Below are 24389 nucleotides of genomic sequence, written 5' to 3' on the forward strand. Positions count from 1 at the left end.
TGGATAATAAATCTATCTCAAACAGAGTTCAGGTTGAGTAATATCGTTTAATAAAATAGCTCTGTTGCTAACTAGCAACAGAGCTTTTTTTATAACTCGACTTTTTAAAGGTCGCTTTTCCACCTCGTTTAGCAAAACGTTTTTTAGGTGAGGTTTTTGGTAACTTCGCAAATGCATTGCTATCGCAGTTTGCTGCTAATTGAACAAACCCATTTAGGTCAGCAAGTAAAGGCTGTAAAAATTGCTGATAACTCATTGCCTGCTGTGCAATATCACCTAAGCTCGACTCCCATTTTGCGGTTAAATCAGGACTCGCTAAACCTTGTGGTAATACGTTAATAAGAGCAAGTCCCGTTTCGGTCGCTCTAATTGACTTACCTTCACGTTTTAAAAAACGCCGCTTAAATAGCAACTCGATTATTCCCGCACGTGTTGCCTCCGTACCTAAACCATCAGTGTCTTTTAATACCTTTTTAATTTGTGGATCTTTAACATAACGGCTAATGCCCGTCATCGCAGCCAATAATGTGGCATCGGTAAAATAAGCAGGGGGTGATGTATGCTTTTCGACTACTTCGCCTTTATCGCAAAAAAGAGGCATACCTTTTGTTAAAGGAGGTAGCGAGGCTTCATCTTTTAATTCAGATTTACCCATTAACACCTTAAAACCCAAGCTTACATCTTGCTTTGCATTTGCCTTAAAAAGCCCACCAGCAATAATTACCTCAGCTTTAGTTTCGTTATATATATAGTCGGGATAAAACTGAATTAAGTAATGACGGCTTATTAATTGATATACCTTTGCTTCGTCACCGCTCAAACTCGCTGACTTTAACTGCTTAGCCGTAGGCACAATGGCATGATGGGCAGCTACTTTTGAATCGTTAAAACATTTACTACGCTTTTTTACATCAGCCCCGTTTACTAATTCACTGCTTTGCCCCCCATTTGCACTTATTGCCTTTAAAATAGCAGATGCTTCTTGATGGTGATCTTTGGGTAAATAACGATTATCTGAGCGTGGGTAAGTAATTAGTTTATGACGTTCGTAAAGTATTTGGCAAATATCCAATACTTTTTGAGCTGGCATACCAAATGCTTTAGCGGCATCTATTTGCAGAGCAGATAAATTATAAGGTAATGGAGCACTTTGCTTTTTTTGTTTTTGGTCGAGTGAAGTAAGCTCAGCACTTTGCTTTGTAATGCGTGAAGCAACATTTTCTGCAAGAGCTTTGTTAAGTATTCGCCCTTCTTCATCTTGATGTGGCTCACATGCTTTGCTTGGAACCCACTTAGCTATGAATGGTTGATTATCTGGAGTAAGCAAATGCGCCAATACATCGTAAAAAGGCTTAGATACAAAGTTCGCTATTTCGTTATCTCTATTAACAACAAGACCTAAAATAGGGGTTTGTACTCGCCCTACCGAAAGCACATTACCAAACCCTGCTTTTTGCCCAGCTAGTGTGTATGCACGTGTTAAATTCATACCAAATAGCCAATCAGCACGAGAGCGCGCTAAAGCAGATACACTTAGCGGAATAAAATCTCGATTAGAACGCATTGTGCCCAATGATTTCTTTACCGCCGATAAGTTTAAATCACTAATGAGTAAACGTTGCGTACTTTGCTTTTTAGCCTGACTTATTTTAGCTTCTTCTATTACTTGGTCGACCAGAAGCTGGCCTTCACGGTCTGGATCGCCAGCGTGAATAAGTTGCGAGGCTTGTTTAATTAATTTTTTTAAAACAGTGAGCTGTTTGCGAGTTTTGGTTTTGGCTTTTAACTTCCACTGCTCAGGTATTATAGGCAAGTGATCAAACTGCCACTTTTTAAAGCGCTCATCGTAATCATCGGGCTCTGCTTGTTCTAGTAAATGCCCTATACACCACGAGACACAATCTCCGTTAGCGACTTCTATATAGCCATCGTGTTTTTTATGTGGTTTTGGTAACGCATCAGCAATAGCGCGTCCTAGTGAAGGTTTTTCTGCAATGTAGAGTTTCATAGCTTGCTCACCACTGTTCATATAAACAGTAGTTTAGCACAGCTATTTTAAAGGAGGGGCTTTTTTATGATTATTACCAGTTACTGTCTTATTATTTTTAATTACAATATAAATTAGCGGAAGATAACACACCACTACGGTGAGCGTATTAATTAAAGGTAAAAGCGTTTTATACATTAACGTGCTATAAGATAAATCCCAAAGGTGGCGATCAACAACGCGAAAAAGTTGTAAAATTGGTGCCATTATAACAACCAACTGACCTAACACACATTGCCATAAATAAACTTTATCTTTTATCCCAAGATAGGCAATTAAAGCCATCCAAGCTATGTCATTAAACGCCCAGACAAGATATCTATATATATAAATATCTTTATCAAACTCTTTTAAAGAATCGTATATAAGTGCACCAAATAAGAAAAATACACCTGTGACACATACAAATCGTAATGCTAAAAAATCTTTACGCAAATAGAAAACAACAATAGCTGGGATTAAAAATAAAACCCAGCTAAGTTCAAGAAATGTAATTACCTTATCAACCCATAAAGGCATTGTTATTCTTTCGTCTTATCGTCATCTCCGCCAGTACCATTTCCAGGCATATCGCTATACTTATATTTTTTATTCACGGGCATTCCATTACATATGTTAAGGAAATGTACTGTAAGCTAAAATGATGAAATTGCCAAGATGCTTAGGCAATTAAGTACCCTAAATTAAAACAAAAAGTAGTGAGATATAATACCAAGCAATAGCTTAACGTACATCAATAGGCGCTGACTCTTTTGCTTTACCTTGTAATATAGATATTTCTACTCGGCGATTCCTGCGGCGATCTTCATTTGAATCGTTTGGAACAAGTGGACGGGTATCAGCCCGACCCACTACCATCATGCGGTTTTTATCAAACCCTTGCACCGTTTGCAGCTCGCTTGCGACTGCTACGGCACGCTTTGATGATAAGTCCCAGTTGTTAATATATAACTCATTCGACACCTGAAAATCATCTGTATGGCCAGATACAGTTATTTCGCCAGGTACATCTTTTAACAGTACACCAATATCTTGAATTATGGGTTTAAACTTAGGTTGTAAAAATGCACTACCCGAAGGAAATGAACCATTCTCTCGAATACGAATAATTATTTGCTGCCCTAAAGATTCAAGCTCAATTGCACCATCTATTATTTGCTTTTCAAGCTGCTGCGCGATTTTTTTTACGAGCTCGTTAGTTTGTTCCTGATCGGCCGCTGAAGTTGCTTGCTCTGACGATTGCTCTTGAGAAGTACTACGAGATTCGCCACCACGTTTGTCCCCGCGCTGTTCTTGCCTGCCGCCAGCTGAGCTTTCATCTCCAGCCTGAAACTCTAACATTTGTTGAGTCATTTCTACTGTTTGTTGTTGAATAGTTTCTATTGGAGTGGGTTCTGGTTTGCCTGGGGTAAACTCCATAGCAATAACAGAGGTACCTTTAGGGATATCTTTTACTTCAATTTTATTCTGCACACCAAAAGCAAACTTCATAGAGCCCGCAATTTGTTTAAACTTAAGTACATCCATTTCTGAAAACGCAAGCAAGAGTACAAAAAAGCACATTAACAGTGACATTAAATCGGCAAATGTTCCCATCCATGCTGGTAGGCCTGGTGGTGGGCATTTGCACTCTTGATCAGACATAATTACTCCTCGGTATCTACTTTGCGTTTAGATTCAGCTAAGTAATTTTTCAAAATACCTTCGATTACTTTTGGATTTTGGCCATCTTGTATACCTAAAATAGCATCTAAAATTAAACGCTGATTCATAGCCTCTTCGTCTTTACGCAGTTCAAGTTTTACCTGAATAGGAATTGCCACAACATTGGCTAAAAACGCACCATATAAAGTTGTTAAAAGCGCTACCGCCATTGCCGGGCCAATTGCTTTTGGGTCATCCATGTTAGATAACATTGCAACTAAGCCAATTAGAGTACCAATCATTCCCATTGCTGGTGCAATATCGGCTAATGACTTAAATAAGCCTGCGCCCATTTCATGTCGAGTAGTGGTTAAAGAGATATCTTTTTGAAGTGTGGCGCGAACAACATCTGCGTCATGGCCATCAACAAGCATGTCGACGCCTTTGCGCATAAATGGATTCGGGATTTCAGCTTCTTCGAGTGCTAAAAACCCCCCTTTACGAGCTGAATCAGCAAGTTCTACTGCTTTTTCAATAAGTTCTTCTGGCGTTTCTATTTTAAACATAAACGCTTTAGCAACAACTTTACCTATACCCAAAAACTGCGACATGGTGAAATTTGATAAAACAATGAAAAGTGAACCACCAAATACAATTACACTAGAAGGAGCATCGGCAAACATAGCCATTTCACCGCTACTACTCATAAACATAGACATGACAATTAAGCCAATTGCGCCTAGGATCCCGATTATGGTTGCTAAATCCACATTTCCTCCAGAAGTTTCATGCTTAATGGCCTTATCATAAACTTTTATTATTAACTGCTTATCGGCAACATATTGAATTGCTTAAGCCATTTTTATAAATAAACATAAAAAGCAGCCTTTAGCACTATTTTAGATCAAGTTATAAGGGCTACCTAATTATCAATTGATTTATTAAACTAACAGACCGCTATTAAGGCTTTATTAATACACTTGAAATATAATTTAACGTTATAAAGGTAAAAAACCAATATCATCCTTTGACCTAGTTTAGCATTCCCCCTAAAATTGACCCCTAAATTTATTATGTAAGCTGAAATAAAGATGGCGACTAAAAAACCTGAAAACTTAAGTTTCGAACAAGCACTAGAAGAATTATCTACAATCGTTAGTGACATGGAACAAGGTGACTTATCGCTTGAGCAATCGTTAAAGCAATTTGAGCGTGGAATTGCATTAGCAAGTGCTTCATCAGGTAAATTACAGCAAGCAGAACAAAAAGTATCAATTTTGATGGGGAATGGCGAAAAGTCAGTTCTTACGAATTTTGATAATGATATGGAATAGCTGTGAGCATAAATAATTATATCGAACGTGCTCAAAAAGATGTAGTAGCGACCTTACAGCAGCATTTTAAACAGCCTCTCGATACTGAAGAAACGGTAAAGAACGCCACCCAGTATGGATTATTTAATGGCGGTAAAAGATTACGTCCATTTTTAGTTTATGCCACAGGTAAAATGCTCGGTGCAAACCAGCAAGACTTACATGTACTTGCTGCTGCAATTGAGTGTATCCATAGCTATTCGCTAGTTCATGATGATTTGCCTGCTATGGACGATGACGACTTACGCCGTGGCCGCCCTACTTGCCATATAGAATTTGGCGAGGCAAATGCAATTTTAGCCGGTGATGCCCTACAAACACTCGCCTTTGAGCTTATTGCGAATCACAAATTTACATGCTCGTCGCAAACACAAGTAAAAATGATTGCTACGCTTGCCCACGCATCAGGCCTTGAGGGCATGGTAGGCGGACAAGGTCTTGACATAGCAGCAACAGATAAAGTAATTACCGTACAAGAGCTTGAGCGAATACATAAGCTAAAAACAGGAGCTTTAATTAATTGTGCAATTACACTTGGTGCACTGTGCAGTGAAAAGGCAGATCAACAAACCTTAGAAAATTTAAGCATTTTTGGGTATGCTATAGGGCTGGCGTTTCAAGTACACGACGACATTTTAGATGTTGAAGGCGATACGGTTACTTTAGGTAAACCACAAGGCTCCGATATTGCCGCGAATAAAGCGACATATCCGGCGTTATTAGGTATGCTAGGCGCTAAAGAAAAGGCGCAAAATTTAATACAACAAGCCCATGAAGCGTTGGCAAATATAGATGCTGACACAACACTTCTTGCGTCGCTAGCAAATTACCTAATTGAGCGTGACCACTAATTTTTGCTCATACGTATTGCAATTAGCACTGACATTATTACTCAACATTAATTATTCGTAAAAGCTTTGAATAAATTAATGTTAGCGAAGGATATATATAAAACCATGACACTTGATAGTAGCAAGTATCCATTACTTAATTTGGTTGACGAGCCAGCCCAATTGCGTGACTTAGCGCAAGACAAACTCCCTGCATTTAGCAATGAGCTGCGCGATTATTTACTCAACTCAGTGTCGCAAAGTAGCGGTCATCTAGCGTCTGGTTTAGGGACGGTTGAACTAACCGTTGCGCTACATTATGTTTATAACACTCCAGACGATCGCCTAGTTTGGGATGTGGGTCACCAAGCTTATCCACATAAAATCCTTACAGGTCGTCGCGACCAAATGCACACTATTCGCCAAAAAGACGGTTTGCACCCTTTTCCTTTTCGCGATGAAAGCCAATACGATACGTTTAGCGTAGGCCATTCAAGCACCTCTATTTCAGCTGCCTTAGGTATGTCTATTGCCGCCCAAAAAGAAGGCAAAGGTCGAAAATCTGTAGCCATTATTGGTGACGGAGCTATCACCGCAGGCATGGCATTTGAAGCGATGAATCATTTAGGTGATGTAAAATCAGACATGCTTATTATTTTAAATGATAACGAAATGTCGATTTCTGAAAATGTTGGCGCATTAACAAATCACTTTGCCCGAATTCTATCAGGTAGCTTTTATACTAACATTCGTGAAGGCAGTAAAAAGTTACTCTCAGGTGTGCCTCCGGTAAAACAACTTGCCAGTAAAATGGAAGAGCACATTAAGGGCATGATGATCCCGGGAACCTTCTTTGAAGAATTAGGCCTAAATTACATAGGCCCAATTGATGGTCACGATGTAAACATGCTTGTAGATACATTACGTAATATGCGTAATTTAAAAGGCCCACAGCTTTTACATATAAAAACGCAAAAAGGTAAGGGCTATAAACCGGCTGAAGCCGATCCTATTGGCTACCATGGTGTACCAAAATTCGATCCGAGCACAACTAGCCTGCCTAAATCTAAACCTAGCGCTGCTACTTTTTCAAAAGTTTTTGGCGATTGGTTATGCGACATGGCAAAGCAAGACAGCAAGTTAATGGCTATTACGCCAGCAATGCGCGAAGGCTCTGGCATGGTACGTTTTTCTAAAGAGTTTCCAGATCAATACTTTGATGTGGCCATTGCAGAGCAGCATGCTGTTACTTTAGCGGCTGGTTTTGCTTGTGAAGGTTTAAAACCTGTTGTTGCTATTTACTCGAGCTTTTTACAACGTGCGTATGACCAATTAATACATGATGTTGCACTGCAAAACTTACCTGTATTATTTGCCATTGACCGCGCTGGTATTGTTGGAGCCGATGGTGAAACTCACCAAGGTGCGTACGATTTAAGCTTTATGCGCTGTATTCCAAATATGGTAATTATGGCACCAAGCGACACCAACGAATGCCGCCAAATGCTATACACCGGTTATAAAGAAAACTGCCCTGTTGCAGTTCGTTACCCTCGAGGTAGCGCAGGTACTGCAGACATCGAAAGCACTATGCAACTGCTTGAAATAGGTAAGGCAGATACAATTAAGAAAGGCAGTAAAATTGCAATTTTATCATTTGGTACATTACTTGATAATGCACAGCTTGCTGCAAATGAATTAGATGCAACGCTTGTTAACATGCGTTTTATTAAACCTCTTGATACTGCACTTTTAAATGAGCTTGTAACTAGCCACGATGTAATTGTAACCCTTGAAGATAATGCTATTGCTGGCGGTGCCGGCTCTGCAATTAACGAATACTTGGCAACGCAAAAAGCTGATATTAATATCCTTAACTTAGGTATTCCTGATGAGTTTATTAAACACGGCACGCAAGATGAAATGCACGATGAAATGGGATTAGGCGAGCAAGGAATATTAAACGCTATTAAGGCGTTTATTAATTAACTTCCTATACATTTAAATGTAGAGCACATTAAAAAAGGAGCCTAGGCTCCTTTTTTAATGTCAAATATTGCTCATCAGCGCATCCACACTTTAATATCAGCTAGGCCATTACTTTGCAAAATACCTAACTGTTGATCAACATTAGAGTTTTGTTCAAACTCAAATGCATCGAGCTGATCATCAAACGTAATATTAGCCACACCATCACCACCGCGTTTTTTAACTTGATGCAATGCTATATCTGCCAAGTTAATAGAGGTTTCCCAGCTAATTACCTGTCCGCCTAATAAAGGTAATGGATAAAATGACCAACCAATTGATGCCGTGATATTAGTTGTTTTTCCATTTGGTAATTGGAACGAATTAGCCGCTATTACTTTACAAAGTTCTGAAGCATAGCTGTCTATTTTATTGCATTTAAAGTCACGTAATAATAATAAAAACTCATCTCCACTCCAACGTGCCACATAGTCAGAGCCCTGCGTACGCGAATTTAACAATGCAGCCATTTGCTGTAAGCAGCTATCACCTGCAATTGGGCCATACGCATCGTTAATACGGCTGAAGTTATCAAAGTTAATAATTACCAGCACCAGTGACTTACCTTGTGCCTGCAGCGACTGTGAATTACGTTGAAAGTGCTCAATATCTTTAGGGAGTTGATCAAACAAAAAGCGGCGGCTACGTAGCCCTGTTAGCTCATCTGAGTGACTCACTAATTTAAGCTGTGAATTCACTTGGCCTAATTTATCATTAGCTTGGCGAAGCTCTAAGGTACGCTCAGTGATTAAGCCCTCTAATGCTTCTTGTTTTCTGCGCTCTTGTGCTCTAAACACCCAAAAAATGAGATAAAAAAGCAAAATAAAACCACTGGTAATTAAAAGCCTAAAGTAAATTGTTTCGTCAAAGCGCTCAGGCACTACAAAACCGTACTCTACATCTTGCGCTTTAGCCCAGTCTTCACCTTGGCGCTTAGCTTCTAATTGAAACAAAAACGAGCCAGGAGGCAAGTTAGTATAAATAGCTTCACGTCGCGTATTTGCATAGCGCCAGTCACTATCTAAGCCACTTAGTTTATATCTAAATTCAATGCTGTTTGGTGCATAGTAATCAATAGCTGTGTAAGTTAGCGTTATATCACGCTCGTCTGTTTCTAATGATGGTTTTTTACCAAGCGCAGCGGTAGTTAAATGACGAAGTGGCGTTGTTATTGTCTCTATTGTTGGCTTTAATGCAAGCACACCAAATAGCTCTACATTTTTAGGTATTTCAACAACACCTTGTAAGCTTGGGTACCAAATAGAATTTCCGGTGTCTGCTACCGCATCATGCCCAAGTCCGCTACAACATTGATTCGCTTTACCATCGAGTTGACGGTCAAAAGATGAAATTACTTCTTCAACTTTTAGGCTTTTTATTTCTGTTTTAAATTGCTCTACAGGCATTCTGTAAACACCTTTCATGGTGCTTACCCAAACATGCTTTAACTTTTCATCATATTCTAGGCTAAATATAGAACCATACGGTAAACCATTAGCTGCATCGAGCTGACGCCATTGCCCTTGCGTACTTCTGTAAAAAAGCCCGTCGTTAAGAGAGCCGATTAAAATACCCACGCCATCTATATGTAGCACGCTAGTTACGTATGCGCTTTCAAGTGTTGTTTGGTCGCCAATTTTTTCAATGCCACGGTCTGTAAAGTAATATGCGCCCTTACTAGTACCAATCACACCAAAGTTTGTTTTATCTAATACGTAGGTAATAAACTTACTACCTAAAAAAGCGTTATAGGCAAAAGGCGTTAAACCAGCATAATTTAATCGATATAAACCGCGTCCGGTACCAATCCAAAAGCCGCCTTTACTAGAGCGACTTATTGCAAATACCGGATTATCGCGAAGTGCTCGACCTGGGACGGTGTAAAGTGTCTTGTTTTCAAAAACAAATAAGCCGCGCCCTGTGGCTATATATAATCGCTCACCATCAAATTGTAGATCATGTACTGACGCGTACCCATATTTACTACTTGGGACTAAATTAATAAAACTTTTATCTAAATCGAAATAACCAATGCCGCTTTTATTCGCAACCCACAGTTTACCATCGGGTGCTTGGCTAATAGCCATAACAGATTCGGTCATGTTTGAAACTGCTGAATGCCTTTCGACTCGTCCTTCATGAGCAAGCCACAAGCCTTCACTAAAGCTTGCTAACCAAACGTTATTTTTATCATCTCTAAAAATATCAGCAAACCATATACTTTGATCAAGTTGGCTAGGCTCTACCCATTGCCACTCACCGGTTTTATCTCTGAATAATAAGCGCCCATAGGTCGATACCCACAAGCCACCATCGGTATCACTCATAAACTTATAAACGGCTGAGTTATTTGCATTAGGTAAAGGAAAAGGTCTTAGCTCGTCATCTAAATCTAAAAAGTATGCACCTAGCTCAGAAGCTATATACAAATTACCATTTAAAAATGATAAATCGTGCACTATGGTTTGCGCTAAGCGCTCTGGTAGCGATATTTTTGCGGTAAGCTCTAAACGTAGTTTAGAAAAATCTGATGAGTTTTTTGTAAGGCGCAATAAATGACGATCATTAACCAGCCAAATGCCTTCAGGAGAGAGTGCCATTTGGCTAACAGAGCCAACTATTTGTGTGATCACAGTAGCATTAACAATAGGTAGAGGACCATTTACTTCAGTGCGTAAATCAACTTGCCCTCTATCTACATAGTATAAGCCGTTGGCCGCAATCCATATGCTACCTTTAGAGTCCTCAAGAATATCCCTTACTGGACCTTTAATATTAAATTCTTGTGCTGCAAATGTGGCTGGGTTAATAACTACCAAGCCACTTTTAGTGCCTACCCATAACAAACCACTAGAATCGACTAAAAGCTTATTAACACCATTACTAGGCAAGAATGGACTATTTTGCGTGTTGTAATTTGTAAATGTTGTACCATCAAAACGGCTTAAACCAAATTGCGTACCAAGCCACATATAGCCTTGCTGATCTTGCACAACACTTTTAAGTGATTGCGACGGTAGGCCATCTTTTATATTCCATTGCTTAACTACGTAATCAGTAATTGAAGCCCAACTTGGCGTCGCGCACAACATAAGTACACAAACCAGTAAAAATCGCATCATATTGCTGCCACCTAGTTAAACAAATCAAATATAAAAATTAAAAGGGCAGTAAACCCACTTTTATTAACGCTTGTAAACATATAAGCGAAAAAACACCCGCAAGTATATCGTCGGCCATTATACCTAAACCGCCATGTACTCGTTTGTCTAGCATACGGATTGGGCCGGGCTTTGCTATATCAAAAAAGCGAAATAACAAAAAACCTACGAGTAATGTTTGCCAGTTAAGTGCTGCGCCAATCATAGTGATGTAATAACCCGCCACTTCATCCCATACAATAGCAGGATGATCGTGCACGCCTAAATCATCAGCCGTTTTACCGCACGCCCATATACCAAATATACTGATCACAACGGCAAATACAATTTGCAGCCATAACGGATAGTACATGGTCATAAAAATGAATGGCAAGGCAGCAAACGTACCAAATGTACCGGGCGCTTTAGGGGCAAGCCCTGTCCCAAAGCCCAGACCAAAAAACTGATGTGGACGCTTTAAATTAAACTTGCGGTTATTGTTCAAACCAGCTCCTTTGCAAAGTGCTCAAAACCCTGCGGTTCAAAATCAAACTTTTCACCGTTGTGTAAAAGCTCAATTTGGCCATCGCCACTTTTAACTTGGCCAATGCATGTTGCATCTACACCATACTGGCGTAGCTTTATTTCTAACATACTTTTATTGCTATCAGGGACCGTAAAAATTAATTCGTAATCATCACCGTAACTGAGAATAAATGGCAGCTGCTGATTAAAATCAAGGCTTGCTTGCATCGCATCTGAAGTTGGAATACTTTCAATATTCACCACTGCACTTACTTGTGACATATCTAGTATATGACTTAAATCAGCGATTAAGCCGTCCGACACATCGATAGCCGATGATGCTAGGCCTCGTAATACCTGCCCTGCAGCAACACGTGGAGTTGGAAAGTCAAAGCGTTTATTTACGTACTTTAAATGTTCTGGATCAATACTTATACCTTGTTTGCGAGACTCAATTGCAAGTCCAGCGTCACCTAGCGGACCCGTAACATAAATCCAATCACCCACTTTTGCGCCACTACGACGAAGTGCAGTACCTTCGGGTACAGTCCCTTTCGCACAAATAGTGATGGTTAATGGGCCCTGAGTTGTATCGCCACCTATAATCTGCACATTAAAATATTCAGCAATTTCATGCATGCCATCAGTAAACTCTTCAATCCACTGTGGGTCAATACTTGGCAAAGTTAACGCAACTGAAACCCAAGTTGGCTCCGCGCCCATGGCCGCTAAATCACTTAAATTAACAGCAAGCGCTCTGTGACCTAATGCACGAGGGGAAATATCATCAAAAAAGTGTACGCCAGCAACAAGAGTGTCTGTTGTAACGGCAAGTTGGCAGTTTTGTGGAACGGTTACTAAAGCGCAATCATCCCCTATACCTAGGTTTACATCACGACGGGTGATACCGCGACCTTTAAAGTAGCGGTTAATTAATTCAAATTCCTTCATACACAAAAAAGCCGGCCTATGCCGGCTCCCCTCTTTAACGGTTTACTTACTTGCGTAAATGCTTAACAGCTTTATCAAGTACACCGTTTACAAATTTATGGCTGTCTTCAGCGCCAAAAATTTTGGCCAGCTCAATACCTTCGTTAATAGCAACTTTATAAGGTACGTCTTCACGGAACTTAAGCTCATAGCTGCTTAAACGTAAAATTGCACGCTCAACCATATCTAAGTCATCAAACGGACGTGTTAAATGTGGTGATACAGCTTCGTCTAGTTGCTTGTAATTTACAGCAACACCCGTCGCTAGATCTTTAAAGTATTCAACATCAATTTTAGTAACGTCTGTTTCGATCAACATTTGTTGTTCGATATCGGCAATTAAATTGCCACTTATTTGCCAAGAATAAACGGCTTGGAGTGCTAAGATACGTGCTTTACGTCTTGCTGCTGGTTTCACAAAAATTCCTTAAACTTAAATTTTATCTAACACATTAACCATTTCAAGCGCGCCTAAAGCAGCTTCGCCGCCTTTATTGCCCATTTTGGTGCCAGCACGCTCAATTGCTTGTTCAATGCTTTCTGTGGTTAATACGCCAAATGCAACCGGGATATCATACTCAAGTGATACTTGCGCAAGACCTTTGTTTGATTCGCCAGCAACTAGGTCAAAGTGTGGTGTACCACCTCTGATCACTACGCCTAATGCGATGATTGCATCATACTCTTTTTTTGCCGCAACGCGTTTAGCCGCTAAAGGTAATTCTACCGCGCCTGGCACATAAATAACGGTAATGTCGTCATCTGATACGCCACCTGTGCGTTTTAGCTCATCAATAGCACCTGCAAGGAGGCTGCTACCAATAAAGTCATTAAAACGAGAAATGACAATGGCAAATTTTTTGCCTGGAGCGTACTTATTACCTTCAATAATTTTCATTTGATAACCCTAAAAATAAGTTCAAGCGGTTGCGATTGCGCAAAAATTGCTGCGCATCATACCATAAAAATAAAATAATAGCCTAGTTTAAGCGTGATGCTTATTGTGGCTCAACGTAATCAACAACTTCTAAATGAAAGCCCGAAAGTGCATGGTACTTTTTAGGGCGACTCATTAATCGCATTTGTTTAATTCCAAGATCGGCAAGTATTTGCGAACCTACGCCAACAGTACGAGATGTACCTTTGAATTTACGTGGCGTAACGCTTTCGCCAGCATCAGCTGCTGCAAATGCTTTCACAGTTGCCTCTAACTCTTCAGTGCTTTCTTGCTTACCTAAAATAACTAAAGCACCTTCATTTTTAGCGATATAAGCCATTGCTTCTGAAAGGCCCCAGCTACGGTCAGCACTTCTGTCTGAAAGTAGAATATCGTTAAAGGTACTTTGCAAATGTACACGTACATTTGTCGGCTCTTGATCTTTTATATGGCCTTTGAGCAATACGTAATGTAATTGGCCGTCAATTGTGTCTTTGTAAGTAACTAAATCAAATTCACCATGAACAGTTGGTAACTTACATTTTGCTACTTGCTCAATTGTTGTTTCGTTTAAGTTGCGGTATTCGATTAAATCAGCAATGGTGCCAATTTTAATATCGTGCTTTTTCGCAAAAACTTCTAAATCAGGGCGACGTGCCATAGTGCCGTCAGCATTAAGTATTTCAACAATAACAGATGATGCTTCAAGTCCAGCTAAACGCGCTAAATCACAGCCAGCTTCAGTGTGTCCTGCGCGAGTTAATACGCCACCAGGTTGCGCCATAATAGGAAAAATATGTCCAGGCTGAACAATATCACTTGGGACTGCGCCTTTAGCTATAGCCGCTTGCACTGTACGCGCTCTATCTGCTGCTGAAATACCGGTTGTAACACCTTTTGATGCTTCTATCGACATTGTAAAGTTAGTCGAAAATGCTGCGCCATTGTTTTTAACCATTAACGGTAAATCAAGTTGCTCGCAACGCTCTTGCGTCATGGTTAAACAAATTAAACCACGGCCATGGGTAGCCATGAAATTAATCGCTTCTGCGCTAATATGCTCAGCAGCTATTATTAAATCGCCTTCATTTTCTCTATCTTCATCATCCATTAAAATAACCATTTTACCGGCTTTAATATCGTCGATGATTTCTTGCGCACTGTGTAAATTCATAAATTTGCTCGTGTAAGTTGTCAGTTTCGTTATTTAATAAAACCCGCTTTAGCGAGTAAGCTCATCGAAATATCAGAGCCCGTTGGTTGCTCTGCACCCTTTATAAGGCGCTCTAAATAACGTGCAATTTGATCGACTTCTAAATTAACTTGGGTACCTACTTTAAAATGAGCAATTGTGGTTTGCTCACTCGTGTGTGGGACAATTGTTAATTTGAATTTATTGCCCTCTACAGCATTTACTGTCAGGCTTATACCATCAATACATACCGAACCTTTGTACGGAATGTATTTCATTAAATTTTCGTCAGTTGTAAGCCAATATTCTGTTGCTCTGGCGTTTGCTGTAATACTTGTAATTGTTGCGATACCATCAACATGGCCAGACACTAAATGACCGCCTAAACGAGAAACAGGTTGCATGGCTTTTTCAAGATTCACCGTTTGTCCTAAAGCATAGTGAGCAAAACCGGTCAAACTAATCGTCTCATTAGATAAATCCGCACTAAAACCATCAATATGTTTATCAACTACAGTTAAACAAACACCATTAGTTGCAATGCTGTCACCTAACTTTACGTCTGTCATATCAAGATCAGCACTTTGGATACGAATGGCTAAGTCGCCTTGTTTTTTTTGTAATAAAGCAATTTTGCCTGTGGCTTCTATTATCCCAGTAAACATAGCACTACTCTTTTTATTAAGTGATTTTAATGAGTTTTGACGCGGTGATACGTAAATCGTCACCAATGCGCGCACATTCATTAAATGTTAAATCAACGGTGTTTTGCATACTCGTCAATTCAGGAAAATTAACTAAACTTTTTGCATCATGGCCCATTAGTTTAGGCGCTAAATAAAAAACAAACTCGTCAACTAAATTAAGCTCTGTCATTTTACCAGCAAGTGTTGCGCCAGCTTCAAGCCAAACATTATTAAACTGCAGTTGCCCAAGTTTTTCTAAAACGGCTTGTAAATCAACTTTACCGTTACTTTCACTGACTTCAATATGCTTTACAAAATGCGGCCATTGCAATGATTTATCAACCCTAGTCGTAAATATTATTACATCACTTTGGATTTCAAATAAAGCAAGGTCAGGTGTTAAACGGTTTTGAGAGTCAATTATAACACGCACGGGCTGGCGAAGCGGCAAATCAGTAGGCAGTGTGCAAGGCAGCTCACTTAGTCGCACATTAAGTTTAGCATCATCGACTAACACTGTATCGGCACCGGTTAAAATAGCGCAGCTTTTCGCTCGGTATAATTGTACGTCTTGTCGAGCAGCAGGACTTGTGATCCACTTACTTTGCCCATTTTTAAGCGCTGTTTTACCATCAATACTCGCTGCCATTTTGCAAATCACATAAGGTAAGCCTTGCTCCATACGCTTAAAAAAGCCAACGTTAAGTGCGCGAGCTTGTGATTCGAGTAACCCGTAAGCAACGTCAATACCCGCGTCGCTCAGTATTTTAAGGCCTTTGCCAGCAACTTGTGGATTTGTATCAACCATAGCAGCAATTACTTTTACCACACCGGCAGCTTTTAAGCCTTCGGCGCACGGTGGCGTACGGCCATAATGACTACACGGTTCAAGCGTTACATAAGCCGTTGCACCTTGTGCATTTTTTCCAGCGACAGCCAGTGCATTTACTTCTGCATGACCTTGACCAGCTAATTGATGGAACCCCTCACCAATTATTTGATTATTTTTAACTAAAACACAGCCAACATTAGGGTTAGGTGTGGTAGTAAACCGACCTTTTTTGGCAAGCTCTATGGCGCGTGCCATATACATTTCATCATGTTCAGTAAAAGTAATTTGGTTAAGCATTTATTATACCAATTGCGTTAAATAAGTGGTCCATTATAGCGCTAAGAAAATAGCGCAATAACAAGGCGAAAATTATGACATATAGTTGTTCTATATGAATAATTTTTAACGCAGTGAGTGCGCTATTTAATGCGATAGAATGATCATATTTTTAATAAAATTGGTATTACTCCCCTAAGCGGGCAATTTCTTCGCCAAATTCGCGTATATCTTCAAACGAGCGATAAACAGAGGCAAATCTTACGTACGCTACTTTATCGAGCTTCTTGAGGGCTTCCATAATGCATTCACCAACCAAATGGCTTGAAATTTCTCGCTCGCCTGTAGCACGCAACTGCGATTTTATTATATTCACTACTTCGTCTACTTGCTCTGTGCTCACTGGGCGTTTTTCGAGTGCGCGATTTAAGCCATTTAATAATTTATCTTCGTTAAATGGTTCGCGGCTGCCGTCTTGTTTAATAACACGAGGCATAACCAGTTCAGCGCCTTCAAATGTAGTAAAGCGCTCATGGCAGTCGTTGCACTCACGGCGCCTGCGAACTTGATGGCCTCCACCAACAAGGCGTGAGTCAATAACTTTAGTATCTTTTGCGGTACAAAATGGACAATGCATAGCTCGGTACTTCCGTTTTAAAACAAAAAAGGCCGCTATTTAGCGGCCTTTAATCTTAGCAAAAAAATAGGGTCTGTTGACCTTTCAGGATTAAATTTGTTCTATCTAGGGGTGATTTAATCGCGGCGCGAGGTTTGTAACCTAGTGGGCTAAGTAAAAACCGAGCAAAAAGAGTAAATCGCCCCTAGGACGAACCCGAGGGCAGTGCATGTTTGGCATTTATGCTGCGTTATCGCCTATTTGTGTGGAGTAGCCACACTACATAGACTCTGCCTTGCCTAAAAACCAAACATACTACTGCAAATTAAACCTCGAAAGATAAACAGGCCCCTAGCTTATGTGATCTAAATTACTGCTGCTTATGCAATTAAGCGTAAACAGGTAATTTTGCACAAATTGCTTTTACTTTTTCTTTAACTTGCGCCTGTACAGATTCATCAGTGATATTATCTAGTACGTCACAAATCCAGCCAGCAAGCTCTTTTGATTCTTCTTCTTTGAAACCACGACGAGTGATTGCAGGAGAACCAATACGCAAACCAGATGTTACAAACGGAGAACGTGGATCGTTTGGCACTGAGTTTTTGTTAACTGTGATGTTAGCGTTACCAAGGGCTGCATCTGCATCTTTACCAGTAATATCTTTATCGATTAAATCGAGTAGGAATAAGTGGTTTTCAGTTTTGTCAGATACAATTTTGTAGCCGCGCTCTTGCATTACAGCAACCATTGCTTTTGCGTTTTTAACAACTTGTGTTTGGTATACTTTAAATTCTGGTTGAAGCGCTTCTTTAAATGCCACTGCTTTTGCTGCAATAACATGACATAAAGGACCACCTTGGCCACCAGGGAAAACTGCGCTGTTAAGCTTTTTATAGATTGCTTCGTCGCCACATGCAGAGATAATTAAACCACCACGAGGACCAGCAAGTGTTTTATGTGTAGTTGTAGTTACAACATGTGCATGAGGAACTGGGCTTGGGTAAACGCCTGCCGCAATTAAACCTGCAACGTGAGCCATATCAACAAACAGGTAAGCACCTACTTTGTCAGCAATTTCACGGAATTTAGCCCAATCAACAATACCTGAGTACGCTGAGAAACCACCAATAATCATTTTTGGTTTATGCTCAAGTGCTAGTGCTTCAACCTGTGCGTAATCAATTTCGCCCGTTGTTTCATCTAGTCCGTATTGAATTGCATTGTAAAGCTTACCAGAGAAGCTTACGTGTGATCCGTGAGTTAAGTGACCACCATGAGCTAAGCTCATACCAAGTACAGTGTCGCCTGCTTCTAATAGCGCTAGAAAAACAGCAGCATTAGCTTGCGAACCAGCATGTGGTTGTACGTTTGCGTAGTCAGAACCAAATAACTCGTTAGCACGGTCAATTGCTAATTGCTCAACAACATCAACGTGCTCACAACCGCCATAATAACGTTTGCCAGGGTAACCTTCTGCGTATTTATTTGTAAGCTGTGAACCCTGCGCTTCTAGTACGCGTGGGCTACAGTAGTTTTCTGAAGCGATTAGTTCAATGTGCTCTTCTTGGCGAGCAGTTTCTTTGTTTATCGCGTCAAATAACTCTGGATCAAAATCCGAAATATTCATGCTACGTTCTAACATTGGGGTCTCCTAGGGCAACGTGTATGGTGTTTTTTAGAGGCTTTATTGTACGCTTTAAACGACTCTTTGCCTACGCTCTTAAGTTGAGGATATTTAAACAGGGATTGAAACTATTTCACAGACTTTTTAAGATGATATTTTCTTATAAAACCATAACGATTTTAAATGAATGCTATTTCCTACATTTAATTAGTAAATGCAACTCACTAGATTTAAAAGCCTAAAGTTATAAAAAAAGGCGGCTTAACCGCCTTTTTGAATTAATTAACTTAGCCAAGTTTAGCAAGTATTTCTGTACGTAATGCGTCGTAATCGGCCTTTATATCGCTTGCTAGGCATGGTTTTGCTAGTGCGTCGCTAAGTGGTTTTGGCATACCTAATTCAATATTTAAAATACCCTCTACGCTTTCTTTAAACTTAGCAGGGTGAGCTGTGGCTAAAAAGATACCCGCTGCACCAGGCGCTCGATTTTCAACAAGACCTTGGTACGCAATAGCAGTGTGAGGCTCTGCAACATAACCCGTTTGTTGAATTTTTTTCATCACCGATTGCGTGTCTTCCTCGTTTACGCTAGTTGAATAAAAGTTATCGTAGCTAAACCAGTTATTATCTAACATTGTTTGCACACGCGGCCAGTTGTTTGGCTTACTTACATCCATTGCATTTGAAAGCGACTCAAGTGTTGCGTTTGGCGTCCAGGTTTTATCAAGCATAAAGCGCGGCACAGTATCATTTTGGTTGGTTGTTGCACTTAATTTACCTACAGGTAAGCCAATAACCGCACCAATCATTGCAGCACATACATTACCAAAGTTGCCACTTGGCACTGATATATGCGCTGTTGCGCGTTTTTCTTTTGGTAGTTGTGCAATGGCCTCAAAGTAATAACAAACCTGAGCAACTAAACGGCTAATATTAATTGAATTAGCAGAATTAAGCCCAAGTGTTGATTTAACTTCTTCATCTAAAAAGGCATTTTTAACCAACTCTTGGCAATCATCAAAACTGCCATCAACTGCGTAACAATGAATATTGTTACCTAACGTAGTAAATAGCTTTTGCTGAGCAAGTGAAATTTTGCCTTTAGGATATAAGATGACAACATCGATATTCGGCTTGTTATAAAAAGCATGTGCAACGGCTGCACCAGTATCGCCCGATGTTGCGGTTAAAATAGTTACTTTTTCATCTTTATTAAATTGCGCTAAACACTCAGCCATAAAGCGACCACCAAAGTCTTTAAACGCAAGCGTAGGACCATGAAACAACTCTAAGCAGTATGTATTCTCTTCAACTTCCACCAGCTTAACTGGAAAGTTAAATGCATTTTCAACCATTTGTGCCACAGTGTCGCTTGGCAGCTCATCACCAATTAGGTGAGATAATATTTTGCCACTGCGTGTAACAAAGTCCATATCAAGTAAAGCATCAACATCGGACAGTGGGGCAAGGGATTCAGGGAAAAACACACCTTGATTACGACCCAAACCTGTTTTTACGGCTTCAACGAACGACACTTTTTGTGAGCTATCTTTTAAATTATGTAATTGCATGACTACCTATCCTATAAAACTGTTAATTGACGCGTGCCGTCGTTATCTAATTTACAAATGTGGCAAAAGCCTTGCTCGTTAATGTAATTTGCCTCTAACCACTGCGCGCATTGCTGTGCAGCTTCAAGTGTTTTACATACACTAAACAAGGTGGGTCCTGCGCCCGAAATACTCACTATTTCAGCACCCAGCGCTGGTAAGTTTGCTTTGGCTTCACTAAAACCTTCAATAAGCGGTGCGCGGTAAGGTTCTGCTATTTCATCTTTCATTATGCTTAGCGCATCGTCAAAACGATTCGTTAACAGTAAGCTACTAAATGCCGACAAACGCTGTGCAAACTCAACACTTGCGTGCATGCTCAACTCTTTTGGTAAAACCGAGCGCGCTTTTGCAGTGTTGAGTGAAAAACCAGGGAACGCAGCAACGTAGTACCAATTTTCATCAACAGGCAGTGCAATCGATTTATCAGGGATTAAATCACCTGTTAATTGCAAACCACCTAAATAGCATGGCGTGATGTTGTCGTAATGACGACCACCGCTCACTACAGCTTCAAAGTCAGCCATAAGCTCAATAAGCTCAACCTGACTTAAGTTAGTTTGTGCAAACTTATCAAGGGCAGCAAAGGTAGCCACGACCGAGCATGCACTAGAACCAAGTCCAGATCCAATTGGTAAATTCTTTTTAAGCTCGAGCTTTACGCTTGGCATATCAGGCGCAACATGCGCTCTAAAATGTACTAAACACTGGTACGCTAAGTTTTCATTCGCATCACTTGGTAACTTGTGAGCGTAGTCGCCAGTACAAATAAATTCGTCACTTGGTGCTGCACTTACAACAGCTACATCGCCCAATAAACTACCATCAATTGGCGCAAGCGCTGCGCCAAGAGCATCAAAACCTACTGCAAAATTACCAATAGACGCCGGAGCATATACTTCAATCATAACGAGCTCCTAGCGCGATAGCGTTTTTAAAATATCAGCAAATACACCCGCTGCTGTTACTTCAGAGCCGGCACCATAACCACGAATTACAAACGGACGTGGCTGGTAGTATTGGCTTAAAATAGCAAGCGCGTTTTCGCCATCGCGAATTACATTAAGCGCATGTTTTTCATCAACAGCCTCAATACCTACTTTACAGTGACCTTCTTTAATTGTACCTACATAACGAAGTACCTTTCCTTCGCTCGCAGCACTTTGAATGCGGTCATTAAAATCAGCATCTAGGCTTGGTAGTTTTGCCATAAACTCATCAACGCTATCACCTTGTGCAAAACCTTGTGGTAATACTGACTCAACTTCGATATCGCTTAGCTCCAACTTCATACCGGCTTCGCGAGCAATGATCAGTAACTTACGTGCTACATCGGTACCCGATAAATCATCACGAGGATCTGGCTCAGTAAAACCGCTTTCTTTGGCTTTAATAGTTGCCTCAGAAAGTGATAAACCATCTTGAAGTGCGCCAAACATATACGAAAGTGAGCCTGATAAAATACCGCTAAACTCTAGTAACTCATCACCGGCACCAAATAATGACTGCAAGTTATCGATTACTGGTAAACCTGCACCAACGTTAGTTTCGTATAAAAATTTACGATTATTCTTTTGCGTAGCAGCTATTAAATCTTGGTAATACGTGTATGAGCTTGTTGTCGCTTTTTTATTAGCTGCAACCACATGAAAACCTGCATTTAAAAAGTCTACATACTGCGCGGCAAGTGCATCTGAAGATGTACAATCTACTAATACCGGATTCACTAAGTGGTTTTGCTTAACAAATTGCTCTACTAATTTTAAATCAAATGCTTGCTCAGATGAGGCCAATTTTTGCTGCCAATCACTAAAAGCGATGCCTTCGTTATCAAGGTGTAATTGACGAGAGTTAGCAACACCATACAAGTTAAGTTTAATATTACGCTTTTCAAGCCAAGCTTGCTGACGTTCAAGCTGATTAATAAGCTCTTGCCCTACTAAGCCACAACCTAGTAAAAACACATCAATTGACGGCACATGCGTGAAAAAGTTTTCATGGCATATTTTTACAGCGTCATTACATAACTCACCATCAATTACCGCAGAAATAGCACTTTCTGTAGAATCCTGTGCAATTGCCACAATATTTACTTGCGCTTGTGCAAGCGATGCAAAAAACTTAGCCGCTAAGCCACGGTGTGCGCGCATGTTGTCGCCCACTAAAGTAACAATGGCTAAATTACGTTGTACTTGTACAGGCTCAATAAGCCCTGCTTGTAATTCAAGCTCAAATGCAGTTTGTAGCGCATCTAGTGCAAGTGCTAGGTCTGTTTCGTGCACACAAAAACTAATACTAAATTCACATGATGATTGCGTGATCAATACAATTGATACGTTATCGTGAGCAAGCGCGTTAAATACCTTAGACGCCATGCCTACTTTACCTTTCATGCCTGGGCCTGAAACAGTTAACATTGCAAGGTCTTGTAAGCTAGAAAGCGCTTTTACGGGCTCATCAGATGAATAATCGTTACCAATTAATGAGCCTTGTGCGTCTGGGTTATGCGTATTTTTAATTTCACATGGCACGCCTGCTTTAGCACACGGTAAAATTGTTTTTGGGTGAAGTACTTTTGCACCAAAGTAAGAAAGCTCCATCGCTTCTTTATAAGATAAAAAATCGACTTTAGTGGCTTTTTTAATATAACGAGGATCAGCGCTATATACGCCATCAACGTCAGTCCAAATTTGGCAAATCTCAGCTTCTAAACATGCCGCAGCAATAGCTGCTGAGTAATCTGAACCATTACGGCCAAGCGTTGTAAGCTCACCTTTATCATTACTCGCCGTAAAACCAGGCATAATATAAATAGTTGCAGGGTTTTCTTTAAGCACAGCTTGAAAGCGAGCTTTACTTGCCACTAAATCAGCTTCTGCATCAATGTAGCCACCAGTTGAAGCAATACAGCTTGTTGCTTCTAAGTACCTTGCATCTTGTGAGCTCAATAAAGCCTGCATTAAAGAAACGCTAACGCGCTCTCCAAAGCTAATTACAAATGCGCGAACTTGATCAGGGCAACACTGTATAAGCGACACGCCATCTAATTTATTTTTAAGCTCGCCTAGGTCTGGCCAGCTTGTAACTACTACGCCGCTTTTTTCAACGTCAGCTTTTAAGCCTTCACAACGACTCGCTAATGCTTGCCATTGCTGCGAAAAATCTAAGCCTTGCTCTGCAGCACTTGCAAGTGCAACTAGCGAATCGGTCATTCCACCTGGAGCAGAAAGCACCAATAACATTTCATCTTTTAATTGTGCTTTAACTAACTGAGCTACCTGTTGTAAGCATGCATAATCGGCAAGTGAAGACCCACCAAATTTTAAAACTCGCATTGTTTATGTTCCTCATCCCATAAAACGAAAAAAGGCCTGTGTTCTAAGTGAACACAGGCCTTTAAATTTGTTGCACCGACCTATGCCACTATCCAGTAAGAATGATGGTTGTAATAATAATGGTCAGTACGCGATTAATTGTTTTCATATGTTAAGACTGCCTTAACAAAGGCTATGCTGTCAACCCTAAATTAAAAGATAAAACAGCCTTTTTTAACATGAAAAAACCTAATGAATGCCAAATTTATGCAATATTTCATTCAAGCTTGATTTGTTAATAGGTTTATCAATAAAATCAATTGCGCCAAGTTGGGCGACTCGTTGCTTCATTTTTTCCTGTATATCAGCAGAAATAACCAACACAAAGCACTCTATTTTTTCTGTTTTTATAGTTTCAAGTACTTGTATACCATCAACCTCTGGCATGGTGAGGTCTAGGCACAGTAAATCAAAGTTTTGTGCTCTTAAAAGATCGAGGGCGTTTGCTCCATTTATAGCTTGTTGTATATCTGCGTCTATACACTCATTTAAACACCGCACGACTTGTTTACGAGCAACAGCAGAATCATCACAGACTAATATAGAAAATTTCATCATGTTTACTACTACACAACCATCAAAGTTATTAAAAGACCATCTTTCTTTGCACTCAGGACACTTTAACACGCATCTAAATACTTAGCGCATTAATAATTCAATGC

General features: G+C 40.2%; 21 protein-coding genes. 3 read left to right on the forward strand and 18 right to left on the reverse strand.

The features are described from left to right. Positions 1–67: 67 nt before the first annotated feature. The 4 genes from JG479_RS12780 to pomA form a co-directional block, all read right to left on the reverse strand. Positions 68–2008, reverse strand: a complete 1941-nt coding sequence (locus tag JG479_RS12780; RefSeq protein ID WP_200219446.1) for a DNA topoisomerase III — start codon at positions 2006–2008, stop codon at positions 68–70. Between the two features lie 42 nt (positions 2009–2050). After that, complete coding sequence (locus tag JG479_RS12785) at positions 2051–2566, reverse strand: hypothetical protein (protein WP_024603830.1); 516 nt, start codon at positions 2564–2566, stop codon at positions 2051–2053. Between the two features lie 204 nt (positions 2567–2770). Then, positions 2771–3691, reverse strand: coding sequence for a flagellar motor protein MotB (locus JG479_RS12790; RefSeq protein ID WP_024597196.1), 921 nt, complete (start codon positions 3689–3691; stop codon positions 2771–2773). Between the two features lie 2 nt (positions 3692–3693). After that, entirely contained in the window at positions 3694–4461 is a 768-nt protein-coding gene (gene pomA, locus JG479_RS12795; RefSeq protein ID WP_024597197.1) for a flagellar motor protein PomA, read from the reverse strand. 321 nt (positions 4462–4782) lie between these two features. Here pomA and JG479_RS12800 point away from each other — a divergent pair, with 321 nt between their 5' ends. The 3 genes from JG479_RS12800 to dxs all read left to right on the forward strand — a co-directional run bounded on the left by JG479_RS12800 (position 4783) and on the right by dxs (position 7883). Next, on the forward strand, positions 4783–5025 hold the full coding sequence (locus JG479_RS12800; protein ID WP_002961738.1) for an exodeoxyribonuclease VII small subunit: 243 nt from the start codon (positions 4783–4785) through the stop codon (positions 5023–5025). Between the two features lie 2 nt (positions 5026–5027). Next, positions 5028–5915, forward strand: a complete 888-nt coding sequence (gene ispA / locus JG479_RS12805) for a (2E,6E)-farnesyl diphosphate synthase (RefSeq protein ID WP_039490432.1) — start codon at positions 5028–5030, stop codon at positions 5913–5915. Positions 5916–6020: 105 nt separating this feature from the next. After that, on the forward strand, positions 6021–7883 hold the full coding sequence (dxs, locus tag JG479_RS12810; RefSeq protein WP_200219447.1) for a 1-deoxy-D-xylulose-5-phosphate synthase: 1863 nt from the start codon (positions 6021–6023) through the stop codon (positions 7881–7883). A 74-nt stretch (positions 7884–7957) separates the two neighbouring features. On the opposite strand, the gene JG479_RS12815 is transcribed toward dxs, so the two are convergent. The 14 genes from JG479_RS12815 to JG479_RS12880 form a co-directional block, all read right to left on the reverse strand. Continuing rightward, positions 7958–11044, reverse strand: coding sequence for a ligand-binding sensor domain-containing diguanylate cyclase (locus tag JG479_RS12815; protein WP_002961745.1), 3087 nt, complete (start codon positions 11042–11044; stop codon positions 7958–7960). A gap of 37 nt (positions 11045–11081) precedes the next feature. After that, positions 11082–11567, reverse strand: coding sequence for a phosphatidylglycerophosphatase A family protein (locus JG479_RS12820; RefSeq protein ID WP_002961747.1), 486 nt, complete (start codon positions 11565–11567; stop codon positions 11082–11084). Next, the gene (gene thiL / locus JG479_RS12825; RefSeq protein WP_039490428.1) at positions 11564–12538 is read right to left on the reverse strand and encodes a thiamine-phosphate kinase; all 975 of its coding nucleotides are present in this window, start codon (positions 12536–12538) and stop codon (positions 11564–11566) included. The genes JG479_RS12820 and thiL overlap by 4 nt, the downstream gene beginning before the upstream one ends. A 46-nt stretch (positions 12539–12584) precedes the next feature. After that, positions 12585–12995 carry a transcription antitermination factor NusB gene (nusB, locus tag JG479_RS12830; RefSeq protein WP_002961751.1) on the reverse strand — a complete coding sequence of 137 codons (411 nt, stop codon included), beginning with the start codon at positions 12993–12995 and terminating at the stop codon, positions 12585–12587. Between the two features lie 15 nt (positions 12996–13010). After that, positions 13011–13475 (reverse strand): 6,7-dimethyl-8-ribityllumazine synthase, encoded by a 465-nt coding sequence (ribH, locus tag JG479_RS12835; RefSeq protein ID WP_200219448.1) that lies wholly within the window; start codon positions 13473–13475, stop codon positions 13011–13013. Between the two features lie 100 nt (positions 13476–13575). Next, positions 13576–14688: a bifunctional 3,4-dihydroxy-2-butanone-4-phosphate synthase/GTP cyclohydrolase II gene (gene ribBA, locus JG479_RS12840; RefSeq protein ID WP_200219449.1), complete on the reverse strand. Its 1113-nt coding sequence runs from the start codon at positions 14686–14688 to the stop codon at positions 13576–13578. Positions 14689–14717: 29 nt separating this feature from the next. Further along, positions 14718–15371 carry a riboflavin synthase gene (locus JG479_RS12845; protein WP_002961757.1) on the reverse strand — a complete coding sequence of 218 codons (654 nt, stop codon included), beginning with the start codon at positions 15369–15371 and terminating at the stop codon, positions 14718–14720. A 16-nt stretch (positions 15372–15387) separates the two neighbouring features. Then, positions 15388–16521 (reverse strand): bifunctional diaminohydroxyphosphoribosylaminopyrimidine deaminase/5-amino-6-(5-phosphoribosylamino)uracil reductase RibD, encoded by a 1134-nt coding sequence (gene ribD / locus JG479_RS12850; RefSeq protein ID WP_200219450.1) that lies wholly within the window; start codon positions 16519–16521, stop codon positions 15388–15390. Positions 16522–16687: 166 nt separating this feature from the next. Then, complete coding sequence (gene nrdR, locus JG479_RS12855) at positions 16688–17137, reverse strand: transcriptional regulator NrdR (protein ID WP_002961761.1); 450 nt, start codon at positions 17135–17137, stop codon at positions 16688–16690. Between the two features lie 367 nt (positions 17138–17504). Next, positions 17505–18761, reverse strand: a complete 1257-nt coding sequence (gene glyA / locus JG479_RS12860) for a serine hydroxymethyltransferase (protein ID WP_002961763.1) — start codon at positions 18759–18761, stop codon at positions 17505–17507. A gap of 269 nt (positions 18762–19030) precedes the next feature. Then, positions 19031–20314, reverse strand: coding sequence for a threonine synthase (gene thrC, locus JG479_RS12865; protein WP_197121361.1), 1284 nt, complete (start codon positions 20312–20314; stop codon positions 19031–19033). 11 nt (positions 20315–20325) lie between these two features. After that, positions 20326–21261: a homoserine kinase gene (gene thrB, locus JG479_RS12870; RefSeq protein ID WP_138489566.1), complete on the reverse strand. Its 936-nt coding sequence runs from the start codon at positions 21259–21261 to the stop codon at positions 20326–20328. Positions 21262–21270: 9 nt separating this feature from the next. Next, positions 21271–23688, reverse strand: a complete 2418-nt coding sequence (gene thrA / locus JG479_RS12875; RefSeq protein WP_138489567.1) for a bifunctional aspartate kinase/homoserine dehydrogenase I — start codon at positions 23686–23688, stop codon at positions 21271–21273. A gap of 228 nt (positions 23689–23916) precedes the next feature. After that, entirely contained in the window at positions 23917–24285 is a 369-nt protein-coding gene (locus JG479_RS12880; RefSeq protein WP_024596295.1) for a response regulator, read from the reverse strand. Between the last annotated feature and the right edge of the window lie 104 nt (positions 24286–24389).

It is taken from the genome of Pseudoalteromonas sp. LC2018020214 (assembly GCF_016598755.1).
GTDB lineage: Bacteria > Pseudomonadota > Gammaproteobacteria > Enterobacterales > Alteromonadaceae > Pseudoalteromonas > Pseudoalteromonas distincta.